At 60.4% G+C, this 14,847-nt stretch carries 14 protein-coding genes and 1 pseudogene; 9 read left to right on the top strand and 6 right to left on the bottom strand.

Features of this window, described 5'->3' with window-relative positions:
• The first annotated feature begins 139 nt into the window (after nucleotides 1-139).
• The 3 genes from AB5Y70_RS11240 (at nucleotide 140) to yciA (ending at nucleotide 2,735) form a co-directional block, all read left to right on the top strand.
• Nucleotides 140-1,138: a LacI family DNA-binding transcriptional regulator gene (locus AB5Y70_RS11240; RefSeq protein WP_039038828.1), complete on the top strand. Its 999-nt coding sequence runs from the start codon at nucleotides 140-142 to the stop codon at nucleotides 1,136-1,138.
• Between the two features lie 246 nt (nucleotides 1,139-1,384).
• Complete coding sequence (locus tag AB5Y70_RS11235) at nucleotides 1,385-2,197, top strand: NAD-dependent epimerase/dehydratase family protein (RefSeq protein ID WP_049636347.1); 813 nt, start codon at nucleotides 1,385-1,387, stop codon at nucleotides 2,195-2,197.
• Between the two features lie 139 nt (nucleotides 2,198-2,336).
• Nucleotides 2,337-2,735: an acyl-CoA thioester hydrolase YciA gene (yciA, locus tag AB5Y70_RS11230; RefSeq protein ID WP_029314261.1), complete on the top strand. Its 399-nt coding sequence runs from the start codon at nucleotides 2,337-2,339 to the stop codon at nucleotides 2,733-2,735.
• Between the two features lie 6 nt (nucleotides 2,736-2,741).
• On the opposite strand, the gene AB5Y70_RS11225 is transcribed toward yciA, so the two are convergent.
• Nucleotides 2,742-2,966, bottom strand: coding sequence for a hypothetical protein (locus AB5Y70_RS11225; protein ID WP_010674132.1), 225 nt, complete (start codon nucleotides 2,964-2,966; stop codon nucleotides 2,742-2,744).
• Between the two features lie 111 nt (nucleotides 2,967-3,077).
• Between AB5Y70_RS11225 and AB5Y70_RS11220 the strand changes: the two genes are divergently transcribed.
• On the top strand, nucleotides 3,078-3,923 hold the full coding sequence (locus AB5Y70_RS11220) for an endonuclease/exonuclease/phosphatase family protein (protein WP_029314263.1): 846 nt from the start codon (nucleotides 3,078-3,080) through the stop codon (nucleotides 3,921-3,923).
• A gap of 95 nt (nucleotides 3,924-4,018) precedes the next feature.
• Here AB5Y70_RS11220 and AB5Y70_RS11215 read toward each other — a convergent pair whose 3' ends face one another.
• Nucleotides 4,019-5,341: a LysM peptidoglycan-binding domain-containing protein gene (locus tag AB5Y70_RS11215; RefSeq protein ID WP_223302529.1), complete on the bottom strand. Its 1,323-nt coding sequence runs from the start codon at nucleotides 5,339-5,341 to the stop codon at nucleotides 4,019-4,021.
• Between AB5Y70_RS11215 and AB5Y70_RS11210 the strand changes: the two genes are divergently transcribed.
• A complete protein-coding gene (locus AB5Y70_RS11210) occupies nucleotides 5,270-5,542 on the top strand; it encodes a hypothetical protein (protein ID WP_010674135.1) in 273 nt (90 codons plus the stop codon). The genes AB5Y70_RS11215 and AB5Y70_RS11210 overlap by 72 nt on opposite strands.
• Nucleotides 5,543-5,629: 87 nt before the next feature.
• On the opposite strand, the gene gloB is transcribed toward AB5Y70_RS11210, so the two are convergent.
• Entirely contained in the window at nucleotides 5,630-6,394 is a 765-nt protein-coding gene (gene gloB, locus AB5Y70_RS11205) for a hydroxyacylglutathione hydrolase (protein ID WP_039038832.1), read from the bottom strand.
• Between the two features lie 79 nt (nucleotides 6,395-6,473).
• Here gloB and AB5Y70_RS11200 point away from each other — a divergent pair, with 79 nt between their 5' ends.
• Nucleotides 6,474-7,196, top strand: coding sequence for a class I SAM-dependent methyltransferase (locus tag AB5Y70_RS11200; protein WP_010674137.1), 723 nt, complete (start codon nucleotides 6,474-6,476; stop codon nucleotides 7,194-7,196).
• A gap of 6 nt (nucleotides 7,197-7,202) precedes the next feature.
• Here the strand turns inward: AB5Y70_RS11200 and rnhA are convergent, their stop codons facing one another.
• Nucleotides 7,203-7,667: a ribonuclease HI gene (gene rnhA / locus AB5Y70_RS11195; RefSeq protein WP_043154208.1), complete on the bottom strand. Its 465-nt coding sequence runs from the start codon at nucleotides 7,665-7,667 to the stop codon at nucleotides 7,203-7,205.
• Between the two features lie 75 nt (nucleotides 7,668-7,742).
• Between rnhA and dnaQ the strand changes: the two genes are divergently transcribed.
• Both dnaQ and AB5Y70_RS11185 read left to right on the top strand, forming a co-directional pair.
• Nucleotides 7,743-8,477, top strand: a complete 735-nt coding sequence (gene dnaQ / locus AB5Y70_RS11190; protein ID WP_039038833.1) for a DNA polymerase III subunit epsilon — start codon at nucleotides 7,743-7,745, stop codon at nucleotides 8,475-8,477.
• Nucleotides 8,474-9,724: a TIGR03503 family protein gene (locus tag AB5Y70_RS11185; RefSeq protein WP_043154211.1), complete on the top strand. Its 1,251-nt coding sequence runs from the start codon at nucleotides 8,474-8,476 to the stop codon at nucleotides 9,722-9,724. Before dnaQ ends, AB5Y70_RS11185 begins: the two co-directional genes overlap by 4 nt.
• 75 nt (nucleotides 9,725-9,799) lie before the next feature.
• On the opposite strand, the pseudogene AB5Y70_RS11180 reads toward AB5Y70_RS11185, so the two are convergent.
• Nucleotides 9,800-11,315: pseudogene (locus AB5Y70_RS11180) on the bottom strand (HD domain-containing phosphohydrolase).
• A 174-nt stretch (nucleotides 11,316-11,489) separates the two neighbouring features.
• Nucleotides 11,490-13,946 (bottom strand): acyl-CoA dehydrogenase FadE, encoded by a 2,457-nt coding sequence (gene fadE / locus AB5Y70_RS11175; protein ID WP_049636346.1) that lies wholly within the window; start codon nucleotides 13,944-13,946, stop codon nucleotides 11,490-11,492.
• 252 nt (nucleotides 13,947-14,198) lie between these two features.
• On the opposite strand from fadE, the gene lpcA reads away from it, so the two are divergent.
• Nucleotides 14,199-14,777 (top strand): D-sedoheptulose 7-phosphate isomerase, encoded by a 579-nt coding sequence (gene lpcA / locus AB5Y70_RS11170; RefSeq protein ID WP_049636345.1) that lies wholly within the window; start codon nucleotides 14,199-14,201, stop codon nucleotides 14,775-14,777.
• Nucleotides 14,778-14,847 lie beyond the last annotated feature (70 nt).

Genomic DNA, 14,847 nt, shown 5'->3' with positions numbered 1-14,847 from the left:
TGCCCCAGAATGGTTATCATCCCTTAAGCTTTGTTACAAAAGGAAACCTGCCAGGTGATCGGGCGCCGCGTCTTGGTCTGTCAGGTTCGATACAATGCCCGATCATCACTGACAGGCTTTTCCAACAAAGGAATCGAGAGTGGCAACGATCAAAGATGTGTCTCAGCTGGCGAATGTCTCCATTTCGACAGTGTCTCGAGTGATCAACAACACGGCGCAGGTGGCGCCCGAGAAGCGCGAGGCTGTCCTCGCGGCCATGAAGGAACTCAGCTTTCGTCCAAACAGCTTCGCTCAGGCCCTGGTGAGCAAACGCTCCAACTGTATCGGTGTGCTGGTGGGGGATCTGTGTGGCGGCCCCTTCTTCGCCCAGATGATGCGCGGCATCGAAAGCATGGTCGACAAGGCGAACAAGTTCACCATCGTGGTGTCCGGCAACCACGACGCGACCCGTGAGCGGCACGCCATCCAGGCGCTGCTGCAGCGCCAGTGCGATGCCCTGATCCTGCACAGCAAGGCGCTGCCTGACGAAGAGCTCAGCGAGCTGGCGTCGGGCACGACCCCCATCGTATTCATCAACCGTCAGGTGCCAGGCTGCGAGGATCGCTGCGTCTGGCTGGACAACCAGGCCGGCATCACCACGGCTTGCCAGCATCTGCTGGACGCGGGACATCGCAAGATTGCCTTCGTCACCTCCGATGACGAGGAGTTTGTGGATGGTCAGCAGCGGATGGCCGGCTATCGCTTCGCCCTGCAACGGGCAGGTATCGAGCTGGATCCTGCCCTCATCGGCCGTGCCTATGCCGACGAAAAAGGTGGCTATGTGGCCATGAGCGAGCTGCTGGCGCGCGGCGTCGAGTTCAGCGCTGTGCTTGGTTTCAACGATGCCATGGTGGCGGGGGCCATCTCCTGTCTGCTGGAGCGGGGTTACAAGATCCCCCAGCAGGTCTCTGTGGTCGGTTTTGATGACATCCCCTATGCCCGATACATCTATCCCAAGCTCACCACGGTACGTTACCCCATCGAGGAGATGGGAGAGCGGGCCGCTGAGCTGGCCCTGAGGCTGCTGGATCACAAGCCGGTAGAGGGGCTGGCGCTCAAATTCGAAGCCGAACTGGTACGGCGGGAATCTGTGGCCTGAGTCATGAAGTTGGCCCCGTGCGGGTCGACTTTTTTGTAAAACAGTGAAAGCGCTTTCAGAAATCCTTTTCAACTGTGATCCGCTTCAAAGCTTTTTGACCGCGCTGCCACTAGGATAGGCCCACGAATTAGGAGCGTGCGCTCCCGATTTTCCCGCTGTGGGAGGTAACCGGTTAATCCGGCTATTTCCTTCGTTACTTTCGACGGTCATCATTGGATGGCCGTTTTTTTTTGTCAGGATCCGGGTATGACGAACGAATTTGAGTATCAGACGGGTATCGTGGGCGCCGGCTGGCTGGGGTTGCCCCTGGCCAGGGCATTGCAAGAGCAGGGGCAATCTGTCGCGGTGACGGTCAGTACGGCCGAAAAGGCTGAACGGCTGCGGGGGGAGAGTATTGCCGCCTGGCCGCTGTTGCTCACCCCTGACATGGGATCACTGCCTTTTCGCTGTCATGACCTGGTGATCTGCGTGCCCCCCAGCAAGACCGGGGATTACCCGGCATCCGTGGCCAGCCTGTGCCGACAGGCGAGGGAGGTGGGTGTTCAGAGGGTTCTGTTTATCAGCGCGACTTCGGTCTGGGGGGCCGGACAGGGGGAGGAGGATACGCCCGCTCCAGCCCATGACAGAGGCTTGCGGATGCGGGCGGCCGAGCTTGCCGTGCTGGAAGGACATGTTGACTGCGCCATGATCTTGCGCCCGGCCGGACTCTATGGTCCTGACCGTCACCCTGGCCGTTTTCTGGCGGGCAAGACGCTGGCCGGGGGAGGCCAGGCTGTGAACCTGGTGCATCTGGACGACGTGGTGGCCGCCTGTGAGCTGATGCTGGCCCGGGGGCAGGATGGGGATGCCTACAATCTGAGTGCCCCCGTCCACCCGCGCCGGGAGCAGCTCTACCCCTTGGCGAGCCGCCTGCTCGGGCTGGTGCCGCCTCAGTTTGTCGAGCCGGCGGGGGAGTTTGCTCCCATTGAAGGCCAGCGCATCTGCCAGCAGCTTGGTTTCGTCTATCGCTGGCCGGATCCGGCCCACTGGTTTGCGGACGGGGCGGCCTTGAAGGGTTGAACGGGTCATCGCCATCCGGGCCCCGGAGTCGGTCATCTGGCGTGCAAACCAGATACGGCGCGCGCTCCGGGACAATTGAGGTTTGCCAAGGGGGGGATCGCCCCCTATCATGCCGCCATCCATGATAAAGAGAGCGGTAATGATGGAAGAGACCAAGCGCCACCCCGATGGGGAGCTGTTGCTGAGAACCCTGGCAATGCCAGCCGATACCAACCCCAATGGCGATATCTTCGGTGGGTGGATCATGTCCCAGATGGATATAGGTGGGGGCATCATGGCCAAGGAACTGGCAAAAGGGCGCATCTGTACCGTCTCGGTGGAGGGGATGACCTTCCACAGCCCGGTCAAGGTGGGTGACGTGGTGTGCTGTTACGGTCGCTGCCTCAAGATTGGTCGCAGCTCCATGCGACTCAAGCTGGAGGTCTGGGTCAAGCCGGTATTGCGGGAGAACGAAGCCCAGCGGTACTGCGTGACCGAGGGCGTCTTCACCTATGTGGCCATCGACGATCAGGGCAAATCCCGCCCCGTCCCGGTCTGAGTCTGCTCAGATGAGCCGGGCATTGATGATGGATATTTCCTGCTCAAGCCCGGTTTTTTGCCGTATCATGCGCTCCAGCATCTCTTCCGACCCCACGCACTGCCGGGTGTCGAACAGACAGAGATCACATTGGGGATCCCGCCTGATTTGATAGACGGTGGAAAGCTCCACTTGATGACAGGTTCCCTGTTGATCGTAAAATGTCACGCGGTACTGGTGCTGTCTCGCCATCGTTGAATTCCTTCTGGATGAGTCGGGCCGGACACGAATAATGAGACTAGTCGGCGACCGTGGCCTGTGTGAGGGCCATGTCGTCTTGCAGAGGCAGGTGATTGTTAGCCAATGAAAAATAGTTATCGGATTCTGGGAACGTCCCTGCTGACGTTGGGGCTGGTCGGTTGCTTCGAGGTACCGGATCAAGATCATCTGGTGACTGCGGCAGGTATCATACCTGGCGCAAGCTGTGACAGACCGCCTCTGGTGGCGCTCGCCTCCACGGCCTTGCCGAGGGAGTTTGGCATCACCGTCTGGAACCTCTACAAGGGACAACGCAAGAACTGGCGGGAAGGGCTGGATGAGTATGCCAAGTCCCAGGATCTGGTGCTGCTGCAAGAGTCGGCGACCCGGCCCGAGATGCTGGACTGGCTGAAGAGAGGGGATTTCCAGTGGCAGCAGTTGCAGGCCTTCACCCAGGGAGGTGTCTCCTTTGGCGTGATGACGGTGGCGAAAACGCCGCAGGCGTTTGTCTGTGGCGTCCGTTCCCCCGAACCCCTGCTGCGTATCCCCAAGTCAGGTCTGGTCAGTCTCTATCCCTTGCAGGGGGATCCTGACGGCGTGCTGGTGGTGAATCTCCATGCGGTCAATTTCGAACTGGGCATGGCGACCTTCCGCGAGCAGCTCAACGATCTGACTGCGTTGATCCATCGCCACCAGGGGCCGGTCATCCTGGGCGGCGATTTCAACACCTGGAGCGACAAGCGCGCGTTCTGGTTGAACAAGCTGGTGGGCGAGCTTGGCCTGCAGGAGGCCATACCTGTGCCTGATCTGCGTCGCACCGCTTTTGGCCGCCCGCTGGATCACCTCTACTATCGCAATCTGGATCTGGTGGAGGTGAGTTCACCGGCTACCGATGCCTCTGACCACAACCCCATTCTGGCGCGCTTTGCGGCCCAGGCCATCACTCCCTGAGTCATCCCTCAGGGGAGAGCGGCGTAGCCGCTGGTTCATGCAGACAAAAAAATACCCCGCATCAAGCGGGGTATTTTTTGGATTGCGACGAGCGATCAGCTGTTGTTCTTCACGAACAGAGTCAACTCCTGACCCGGCTTGAGATAGTCACTCTTGCCGAGCTGGTTCCAGCGCATCACATCGTTGACGGCGACCTGGAAGCGGGCTGCGATGGAGGAGAGGGAATCACCGCGGCGCACCTGATAGACCATGGACTTGTTGCTGCTCTTGCCCTGCTTGGGCCAGACCACCAGCTTCATGCCAGGCTTGAGGGCCGACTTGGCGTTCAGGCCGTTCCACTTGGCCAGGTCGGCGTGGGTGACCCCGTGTGCCTGGCTGATGCTCCACAGGTTGTCACCGGAGCGCACCTGATAGTTGACCTTGCCACCACTGCGGCTGGCGAGCTGCTGCGGCTTGCTCTGGGCAACCTGGGTTGCGCGCCCGCCATTGGGGATGATCAGGCTCTGGCCACGGCGCAGGTTGTTGCCACGCATGTTATTGGCCAGCTTGAGCTGTTGCACGGTCACCCCGTGATTCTGGGCGATCCGTGACAGCGTATCACCACTGGTGACCTGATAGGAGCGCACGCCACGGGTACGTTCACGCTGGGGCAGATCGGCCAGGGCCAGCTCCAGGGTGTCGGCGTACTCGACGGGGACCAGCAGGTTGTAAGGGCCCTGCGGTGAGGTCATGCCACGCTTGAGCGCAGGATTGAGCGCCTTGAGCTGGGAGGCGGAAACGCCAGCCAGCTGGGCGGCCACGTTCAAATCAATCTGACCACCGGTATTGATGGTTCGCAATTGCGGCTTGTTGGCCAGCACCGGCAGGGTGACATTGTATTTGTCCGCATTGCGGATCATGTCGGCCATGGCCAGGATCTTGGGCACATACATCCGGGTTTCGCGGGGCAGGTCCAGCGACCAGTAGTCGGTCGGACGACCAGCCCGTTCGTTGCGGGTGATGGCGTTGCGCACCCGACCTTCACCGGCATTGTAAGCGGCCAGGGTCTGCAGCCAGTCACCATCGAAGAACCGGTTCAGGTACTCCAGGTAATCCAGTGCGGCATTGGTGGATGCCAGGACATCGCGTCGACCGTCATACCAGTTGTCGTGGCGCAGGCCGAAATTCTTGCCGGTTGCAGGAACGAACTGCCAAAGACCGACCGCATTGCTGCGGGAGCGGGCATTGGGATCGAACATGCTCTCGATCATGGGGATGGTAATAAGCTCCATTGGCAGCTCACGCCGTTCGATTTCCTCTACCATCAGATACAGGTAGGGCTCAGCCCGGCTGGCAATGGTCGCCATATGCTTATCATTGCGCAACAACCAATCACGCTGTTGGCGAACCCGGGCATTATCGTGCGAGTCCAGCTGCATATCATCGCTGATACGCACCCACAGGTTATCAGTGTCATCCAGCTCTTCTATCTGTTCGTCGCCGAACAGCATCCGCGAAGAGTGTTTTTTGTACGTTTTCTTGCTGACTTGGGGGGATTTGATCGGCTCGATTGCCGTTACCGCCCGGTCATCCTGATGGCTCAGGTTTTGACAGCCGCTGAGAAACAGCGCTGCCAATAAGGCCGTTCGTAGCTTCATCTCGCTCAGGTCATCTGTGGAAAAACAGCTCGCATCATAAGGGGCAATGCCCCCCTGATCAAGGTTTGTTCAAAAAACGTCCTTCCACGCCCGCAGAACAGCGAAGGTATCCTCTGGATTTTCCAAGCATTTAAGGGCGTATTTCTCAGCAGAAAATTTTACCGAGTCCTGCTCGCAGCGCAGAAAAACATTGAAATTCCGCTCATCTCCCAGCCGGGAGGGGAGACTCGGGAGGCCCTGCTGACGCAGTTTGCTGATCACGCCGATCTGCCGCTGGATCGCCAGGTTGTCGGGCTCGACCGCATGGGCGAAACGCAGGTTGGAGAGCGTGTATTCATGGGCACAATAAAGGAGGGTCTCATCGGGCAGTGCCGCGAGCCGTTGCAGGGAAGTGTGCATCTGTGCCGGGGTCCCTTCGAACAGACGGCCGCAACCGGCGCTGAAGAGGGTATCGCCACAAAACAGCATGCCCTGGCCGTAATAGGCGATGTGCCCCAGGGTATGTCCGGGCACATGGAGGACATCCAGACTCAGGCCATGCCAGTTGATCTGATCCCCGTCGTCGAGCCACTGGCCGTGATGGTCCGGCATGGGGTCATGCTTGGGACCATAGAGGCGAGCGTGGGGGAAGTGTTGCAGCAGCTCGGATACGCCCCCGACGTGATCGCGGTGGTGATGGGTCAGGAGGATGGCATCCAGAACCAGATCCAGCGCAGCCAGCCGCTCCAGCACGGGAGCGGCCTCGCCCGGATCGACGACCAGACAGTGATTTTCATGACGGATCAACCAGATGTAGTTGTCGCTGAAGGCGGGAACTGTGATGACGGTATACATGGGTCGAGGTCTCTTGTGTTCTCTTTAAGGAAGGGATCTTATATAACTGGATGGCATTCGCCCCCGAGTTGGTCCCATTATGCAACTGGCACGTACCGAACAACAGATCGCGCTTCCGACCAGTTGGTCCGCACTGCCCATGGGGGACTGGGTGGCCGCCGAGCTTCAGGAGCGCCTCGACAACTGGTGCCCCCACCTCTTTGGCTATCACTTGCTCAAGATAGGTGCCCTGAGCGCCGAACTCTCCTGCGGCTGTTCCACCATTCGTCATCAAATCGGTGTCGCCCCCGGCGGACGGCTGCTGGACATCCAGGGGGATCCGCTCGCCTTGCCGGTGCGATCGGGGAGCGTGGATGCCTGCCTGCTGGCTCACTGCCTCGATTTCTCGCCGGATCCTCATCAGGTGCTGCGGGAGGCAGAACGGGTGCTGACCGACGATGGCTGGCTCATTGTCAGCGGTTACAACCCGCTCAGCCTGGTGGGGCTGGGTCACTATCTGCCCTTCATGCGGCGGCATCTGCCCTGGTCTGCCCGCATGTTCACGCCCGCACGGGTGACCGACTGGCTACAACTGCTCGGCTGCGAGGTGATGTTCGACGAGCGGTTCGGTTTCTCCTTCATGGGCAGGCAGAGCAAGATCGGCTGGTGGCGGGAGAGTCTGGGGCGGGACTATTGCCGCTCTCTGGCGTCTGTTTACGTGATTGCCGCCCGCAAGCGGCGTTTTCCCGTGACACCGGTACGTCGCCGCTGGCGGCTGCCGGAGTCGATGGCCGCGCCAGGAATGGCGCGCCAGGGCGGCTAGCGGGCATCAGGGCTGGTAGCCGCTGTCTTCAGCAAGCTGCTTGCCGCTGGCGGCCTCACGGGCAAGCTCGTCACAGCGTTCGTTTTCCGGGTGGCCCGAGTGTCCCTTTACCCAGAGCCATTCGATCTGGTGACGGACCACTTCCGCATCCAGGGCCTGCCAGAGATCGACGTTCTTGACCGGCTGACGGTTGGCGGTCATCCAGCCCTTCTTCTTCCAGCCGATGATCCATTGGGTGATCCCCTGGCGCACATACTGGCTGTCGGTGGTGAGCCGCACCTGGCAGGGTTCGTTCAGGGTCCGCAGCCCCATGATGGCGGCCATCAGCTCCATCCGGTTATTAGTGGTCAATCGAAAACCGGCGGAGATCTCCTTGCGATGCTTGCCATAGACCATGACAGCACCATAGCCGCCGGGGCCCGGGTTGCCTAAGCAGGAGCCATCCGTGAATAAATCAATCTGTTTCAACATGAGCAATCAATCTGTTTTAGCGAGAGGCTTGGGGTAAACTAGCGAGTAAAACCGAAGTTTGACATGGATTTGATCATGAGCACACCCCAACTGAATCGCCAGATCATTCTGGATACCGAAACCACCGGCATGAACACCGCGGGCGGCCCTGTCTATCTTGGGCACCGCATCATCGAGATCGGCTGTGTGGAGGTGATCAACCGCAAACTCACCGGCAACCATTTCCACGTCTACATCAAGCCGGATCGGCTGGTGGACCCCGAGGCTATCGCCGTGCACGGCATCACGGATGCCTTCCTGGCGGACAAGCCCTCTTTTAGCCAGATAGCGGACGATTTCATCGAGTTCATTCGCGGCGCCGAGCTCATCGCCCACAACGCCCCCTTTGACGTGAGCTTCATGGACTATGAGTTCAGCAAGCTCGGTCTGAACTTCAAGACGGCGGATATCTGCGGCATCACGGATACCCTGGCGATGGCGCGGGATCTCTTCCCGGGCAAGCGCAATAACTTGGACGTGTTGTGCGATCGCTACGGCATCGACAACTCTCACCGTACCCTGCACGGTGCCTTGCTCGATGCGGAGATCCTGGCGGACGTCTACCTCCTGATGACGGGTGGCCAGACCAAACTCAATCTGGCGAGCGAAACCAGCGAGAGCGAGACCAACCAGGATACCGGCATTCGTCGTCTGGAGAGCAATCGCCCACCGCTCAGGGTGGTGCGCGCGAGCGACGAGGTGGCGGCTGTCCATGAAGCGAGGCTGGATCTGGTACAGAAAAAAGGAGGTGCCTGCCTGTGGCGGCAATGAGATCGCTTTGGGGGCTGCTGCTGCTGGCCTCCCTCCCGGCCGCGGCCAACGAGGTGTTTGCGCCTTCCGACATTCCTCTGCTCGACAACCGCTTTCGCATCGATTACGGCGTGAAGGAGATCACCTTCATCATCAAGCGCAAGCCGGGGACGCCCTCGGTGATCCTGGTGCGACCCGATGGCAGCAAGCTCTATGTGGGCAAGGTCAAGCCGCCCGACGTGGGCTGGTTGCCCCTCAAGGATCAGGATCTCATCACCATCCGCGACCCCATGCCCGGCCCCTGGCAGGCGATCGGGGAGGTGGACCCCGACAATCGGGTGCGCCTGCTCACCGACATCCAGGTCGAGAGCGAGCCGCTGCCGGCCCGCCTCTATCAGGGTGAGCGTGTCAAACTGCAATCCCGTCTGCTGATCGATGGCGCGGCGCCTGGGGCGGGTTACTACCTCACCGATCTGGGCATGACCGTCAAGCTGCAGCAGTTCAACGATGCCAGCCAGAGCGGGGATCCCGTGTTCGAGGAGACCCTGGGACGCTACATGGATGATGGCAAGGGGGTGGACGAAGTGCCGGGGGACGGTATCTTGACCGCCGAGGCGGTACTGGACGTCCCTGCGGGAAAATACCGAGCCCTCTTCAGCACCGGCAATGAGGTCTTCTCACGAGCCCAGTCACAGCAGGTGCTGCTCTACCCCTGGCCGGTCAGCTATTCCCTGAATCCCCCCTCCGGGGAGGGGGGAGCCAAGCTCTCTCTGGTCATCGATGTGGATGAACTGGATCCCGCCTCCGTGGTCATCCAGGGCAAGGCCATCGACGGCAGCGGCAGTAGCATGACGTTCAACGAGGTGGCGACAGCGCCGCGTTTTGGCGTGGATCTCTCCGCCCTCAAGGCGGCAGGGCAGTACAAGGTGGAGGCCACCCTCTTTGGAACAACCCGGCTCGGTCGCGAGGTGCAACTGCAATTGCCGGCCAAGTCGTTCACCATAGCACCGCCTCCCCCCCCTCCCGCACTCTCTGCGGCCATGCCTGCATCCGCCGCCACCCCCGACCGGTTCGAGGAGCGGGAGAGTCCGGTCTGGCTGCCCTGGGCGCTGGGGGGAGGTGGCGTGTTGCTGCTCTTGCTGGGGGCCGGTGGTTTCATTCTGCTGCAAAAGCGCCGCACCCTGCACAAGGCGATGGCGGCGCAGAAGGCGCAACTTGAAGAGACGCCAGCAACCCCCAAACTGGATCTCAATCTGCCGGAGCAATAATTCCGCGCACATTGCAAAGAAGCCGCCCAATGGGCGGCTTCTTCATGGTGGCAAGTGGATGGGGTGAATCCGATATCAGTGAGCGCCGATATAGATGTCTTTGTACTGCTCGCGAATATCGAGGAACTTCTCCAGATTGGCCAGCATCAGGTCCACCAGGAGGGGGTCGAAGTGCTCTCCTTTCTCCTCCTTGATCAGCGCCAGCACCTGATCCAGCGGCCAGGCCTGCTTGTAGCAACGATCCGAGCCCAGGGCATCGAACACATCCGCCAGGGCGACGATGCGTCCTTCCAGCGGAATGTCCTCTCCCTTCAACCCGCGGGGATAGCCGCTGCCATTCCACTTCTCGTGATGGTTGCCCGCGATGGTGGCGCCTATCTGGAACAGGGCCAGGTCACTGCCGGAGAGCATGTCCTGCCCAAGCTGGGCGTGGGTTTTCATGATCTCCCACTCCTCGGGAGTGAGTTTGCCCGGTTTGTGCAAGATGGCGTCCGGGATCCCCACCTTGCCGATGTCGTGCAGGGGAGAGGCACGCTTGATGAGCTCGCACCTGTCCTCATTCATGCCGAGCAGCTTGCAGAACAATTCGGTGTAGAGGGCCACCCGCTTGACGTGCAAGCCGGACTCTTTCGAGCGGCTCTCCACCAGTTCGCCGATGCGATAGATGATCTCTCGCTGGTTGTCACCGATCACCTCGTTGAGCCGGATATTCTCCAGCGCCACTATGATGTTTTCGGTGAACAGGCTCAGCAGCCCGGTATCCATCTGGCTGAGCGGGCGAGTGGTCTCGATGTGGAACAGCAGGTGATGACGGGCATTCTGGCAATAGAGCACCATCTGGTTGCCATCGTAGACATTGGCTCCCTTGGCCATGGCACAGCGCAGTATTTCCGGCGCATCGACGAGGCGCAGCATGGGACCATCGCTGAGCAGAGGCTCGAGCACCTGATCCCGCACCTCATACGCCAGGTGCTTCACATCGTAAATCTGGGACTCTTCCAGATTGAGCAGGGCGCTGAGCTGGGTCTGGGCTCCTTCGACGAACTGGCGCAGGGCACGCTGCTCGAAGATCCCCTTGGACGCCTCGATGACCTTCTCCAGCCCCTGTCGATTGCTCTCAAGGGTTCGGATGTCCCGGTAAGAACGCAGGCTAGCGCAACAGAGTGCGCAGTTTCTGGGAGGTAAGTTCGGTCTTGTCCTTGTAGTCGTTGATGTCGTAGTTGGTCACCACGTCATCTTCCGGGGCCTGGCCGGGCTGACCGGTTCGCAGCACGATGCGCACCATCTTGTTTTGCAGCTCGTCGCGCACGAACTTGACCACCTCGAGACCGGCATGATCGACCTCCATGACGACGTCGAGCAGCAGCAGGGCGACATCCGGGGTGAGGGCGAGCAAGGCTTTGGCTTCAGCCGCAGAGTAGGCGTGCAGAAAATCGATCGGCTTGCCGTCGAATTCAAACTTGTTCAGGGTGATTTTGGTGATGCGATGCACTTCGGGTTCATCGTCCACTATCATCACCTTCCAGCCGGCGGGACGCGGTGCTGATTGGGGAAGATCTTCATCATCAATAATCAGGATTTGATCATCCATTATGCAATCCTGTGTGTGATCCTGTGCTTACCTTAACCGCTTCATTCAATATAGGAAACGGATTGATATCCAAAATATGATCCAGTCGGTTTCTCTTTCTTTGTATCGGATGCCATCCACCAGCCCTTTCATGAAAAACGCCTCCACAAGGGAGGCGTTCTGGCATCAGAGGCATCAAGCTGCCCTGTGATAAGCGGAGGCTTCAAACAGTGCCTTGTTGGCCACCAGGTCGACGGGATCGAAGTCATCGACGTTGATGGTGCGAAGGCGACTCTCCTCGGCGCGCCGCAGCAGGTCCGCTTCGGCCTGGTCGATGACACCGAGGCTCAGGCCCGCCTCTGCCACCTTGTCGAGCTGGGTGAAGGGGCGTTTGCTCCCTTCGGCTTTGCACACCTTGTCAAACAGTGGCTCTGCGGTCAGCACATCGTCCAGCGCCTGTTCCAGCAGCCCGAAGGGGTTGCCCTCCTCGCGCGTCAGATATTGGCCCTCGGCCAGACGGCTGCGAGTGGCACTTGGCACCTGGAGCAGGCGGGCCACCTGGCTGTCGAGCTTGTCGGAGGGACGCTTCAGGTCGCGACCAAGGGGCAGCACGATGGCGCGCAGGGCCAGACCAATCCAGCGATTCGGGAAGTTGCGCAGCAACTCGTCGATCGCTTCCTGAGCCTTGAACAGAGCGTCTTGCAGTGCCCAGTGCAGCAGCGGCAGGTCGGCCTGCTGGCGTCCTTCATCCTGATAGCGCTTGAGGGCGCTGGAGGCCAGATAGAGCTGGCTCAGCACATCGCCGAGGCGGGCAGAGACCCGCTCTTTGCGCTTGAGCTCGCCACCCAGGGTGCCCATCGCCATGTCTGACAGGAAGGCAAGGTTGGCGGAGAGGCGAGAGAGCTGCTGATAGTAGCCCTTGGTCTGATCCTTGTAGGGCGCTGCGGCGAAGCGGGCACCGGTCAGCCCCAGCCAGAAGCTGCGCACCAGGTTGCTGATGGCAAAGCCCACGTGGCTGAACATCGCCTTGTCGAAATCTTTCAGCGCCTGCTCTTTGTCGGGGTGGCTGGCTGCCAGCATCTCCGGCAACACGTAAGGGTGGCAACGGATGGCTCCCTGACCGTAAATGATCATGCTGCGGGTCAGGATATTGGCACCTTCGACGGTCACGGCGATGGGCGCCCCCTGATAGCCACGGGCCAGATAGTTGTTCGGCCCCATGCAGATGGCCTTGCCGCCATGGATGTCCATGGCATCGATGATGCACTTCTGGGCGCGGTCGGTGAGGTGGTACTTGACGATGGCGGAGATGACCGAGGGTTTTTCACCGAGATCGATGCCGGTGACCGTCAGTTTGGCGGCGGCGCCCATGATGTAGGCGTTGCCACCCAGGCGTGCCAGCGGCTCTTCAATCCCTTCCATCTTGCCAATCGGCAGCTTGAACTGGCGACGGATGCGGCTGTAGGCACCGGTGGCCAGGGCCAGCATCTTGACGCCGCCCGTGCTGTTGGAGGGCAGGGTGATGCCGCGACCGACGGAGAGACACTCCACCAGCATGCGCCAGCCCTGACCGGCCATGGCCGGACCGCCGATGATGAAGTCGAGCGGGACGAACACGTCCTTGCCGCGGGTCGGGCCGTTCTGGAACGGCACGTTGAGCGGGAAGTGGCGACGGCCGATGTCGACCCCCTTGATGTGGGTCGGAATGAGGGCGCAGGTGATGCCGAGCTCTTCTTCCTCACCCAGCAGGTGGTCAGGGTCACGCAGCTTGAAGGCGAGGCCGAGTACGGTGGCGATGGGAGCCAGGGTAATGTAGCGCTTGTTCCAGGTCAGGCGCATGCCGAGCACCTCTTCCCCTTCCCACTCGCCTTTGCAGATGATGCCGAAGTCGGGAATCGAGCCCGCATCAGAACCCGCTTCCGGGCTGGTCAGGGCGAAACAGGGGATCTCCTTGCCGACAGCCAGACGGGGCAGATAGTAATCCTTCTGCTCGTCAGTACCGTAGTGTTGCAGCAGCTCACCCGGCCCTAAGGAGTTGGGAACGCCGACGGTGGAGGCGAGCACGGCGCTGGCGCCGCACAGCTTTTGCAGCACGCAGGACTGGGCGTAGGCGGAGAACTCCAGCCCGCCATATTTCTTCTTGATGATCATGGCGAAGAACTTGTTGTCCTTCAGGTATTGCCACACCTCGGGAGAGAGATCGGCACGCTCGTGGGTCACTTCCCAGTCGTTGACCATGCGGCACACTTCTTCAACCGGACCGTCCATGAAGGCCTGCTCTTCGGCAGACAGCGTGCTGACCGGAATGGCGTGCAGCTTCTTCCAGTCCGGGTTGCCGGCAAACAGATCCGCTTCCCACCAGGTCGTCCCCGCTTCGATGGCTTCCTTCTCGGTTCGGGACATCTCCGGCATGATGGACTTGTAGATCTTGAACAGCGGCTTGGTCAGCTGGTTGCGGCGAAACTCCACCAGATTGAGGGGCAGGGCTATCACCGCGAACAGCGCCCACACCAGCAGGGGCACATGGCCATAGAAGGTGCCGGCGACCAGGGCGGCGGCCGTGGCAAGCGTGGCGGTGAACAGGGACGCACGGCGATAGGCCATGGCGCCGATCACCAGGATCACCCCGAGCAGAGTGAGGGTCGTCGTCATTGTTTGCTCCTTGCATGAATTGCCGAGGTTGGGAAATTGGCGTTAACTGATCCAGAGGTCTGACCTGTTGGATGTGGCCCCTGTTGTAATTCATACGCACAAACTTATCAAGCTGTTTACAAGCCTGTTACCTTGGCTCTGTGATCGGCATAACGCGCTGCCCGCCCCATCTTGGCGGGCGGGGGGCGACGATTGGACTGGCTTGTGCGACAATGCCGCCACCCTATGTTGGACGACGAGATTTCAAGAACCATGTACCAAGAACTGATCCGCAATGAGTTGACCGAAGCTGCCAGCGTGCTTCAGGCGTTCCTGGCAGATGAGCAAAATCTGAAAAACATCGAGGCGGCGGCCAAGCTGCTCGCCGACTCCTTCAAGCAGGAAGGCAAGGTACTCTCCTGCGGCAACGGCGGCTCCCACTGCGATGCCATGCACTTTGCCGAGGAGCTGACCGGTCGGTACCGCGAGAACCGCCCAGGCTATGCCGGCATCGCCATCTCCGATCCCAGCCACCTCTCCTGCGTCTCCAACGACTTTGGCTATGACTATGTCTTCTCCCGCTATGTGGAGGCCGTCGGCCGCCGTGGTGACGTGCTGCTCGGCATCTCCACCAGCGGCAACTCCGGCAACATCCTCAAAGCCATCGAGGCGGCCCATGCCAAAGGGATGAAGGTGATTGCCCTGACCGGCAAGGACGGCGGCAAGATGGCTGGTCTGGCCGATGTGGAGATCCGTGTGCCGCACTTCGGTTATGCCGACCGCATCCAGGAAGTGCACATCAAGGTGATCCACATCCTGATCCAGCTGGTTGAAAAAGAGATGGCCAAGTAATCAACGATCCGGGATTGAGAGGGGGTGATGGGCGACCATCCCGGCCCTCTCATCCAGCAGTGACGGTTGA

It is taken from the genome of Aeromonas sp. s1(2024), from assembly GCF_040908005.1.
GTDB lineage: Bacteria > Pseudomonadota > Gammaproteobacteria > Enterobacterales > Aeromonadaceae > Aeromonas > Aeromonas caviae.
The sequence above is the reverse complement of the archived record's forward strand: the minus strand, read 5'-3'. Positions and strand labels throughout refer to the sequence as shown.

Bases quoted from the DNA above. Each gene is read 5' to 3' on its own strand.
- AB5Y70_RS11235 (WP_049636347.1), top strand. From the start codon at position 1,385: ATGACGAACGAATTTGAGTATCAGACGGGTATCGTGGGCGCCGGCTGG.
- yciA (WP_029314261.1), top strand. From the start codon at position 2,337: ATGATGGAAGAGACCAAGCGCCACCCCGATGGGGAGCTGTTGCTGAGA.
- AB5Y70_RS11225 (WP_010674132.1), bottom strand. From the start codon at position 2,966: ATGGCGAGACAGCACCAGTACCGCGTGACATTTTACGATCAACAGGGA.
- AB5Y70_RS11220 (WP_029314263.1), top strand. From the start codon at position 3,078: ATGAAAAATAGTTATCGGATTCTGGGAACGTCCCTGCTGACGTTGGGG.
- AB5Y70_RS11210 (WP_010674135.1), top strand. From the start codon at position 5,270: ATGCTTATCATTGCGCAACAACCAATCACGCTGTTGGCGAACCCGGGC.
- AB5Y70_RS11215 (WP_223302529.1), bottom strand. From the start codon at position 5,341: ATGCAGCTGGACTCGCACGATAATGCCCGGGTTCGCCAACAGCGTGAT.
- gloB (WP_039038832.1), bottom strand. From the start codon at position 6,394: ATGTATACCGTCATCACAGTTCCCGCCTTCAGCGACAACTACATCTGG.
- AB5Y70_RS11200 (WP_010674137.1), top strand. From the start codon at position 6,474: ATGCAACTGGCACGTACCGAACAACAGATCGCGCTTCCGACCAGTTGG.
- rnhA (WP_043154208.1), bottom strand. From the start codon at position 7,667: ATGTTGAAACAGATTGATTTATTCACGGATGGCTCCTGCTTAGGCAAC.
- dnaQ (WP_039038833.1), top strand. From the start codon at position 7,743: ATGAGCACACCCCAACTGAATCGCCAGATCATTCTGGATACCGAAACC.
- AB5Y70_RS11185 (WP_043154211.1), top strand. From the start codon at position 8,474: ATGAGATCGCTTTGGGGGCTGCTGCTGCTGGCCTCCCTCCCGGCCGCG.
- fadE (WP_049636346.1), bottom strand. From the start codon at position 13,946: ATGACGACGACCCTCACTCTGCTCGGGGTGATCCTGGTGATCGGCGCC.
- lpcA (WP_049636345.1), top strand. From the start codon at position 14,199: ATGTACCAAGAACTGATCCGCAATGAGTTGACCGAAGCTGCCAGCGTG.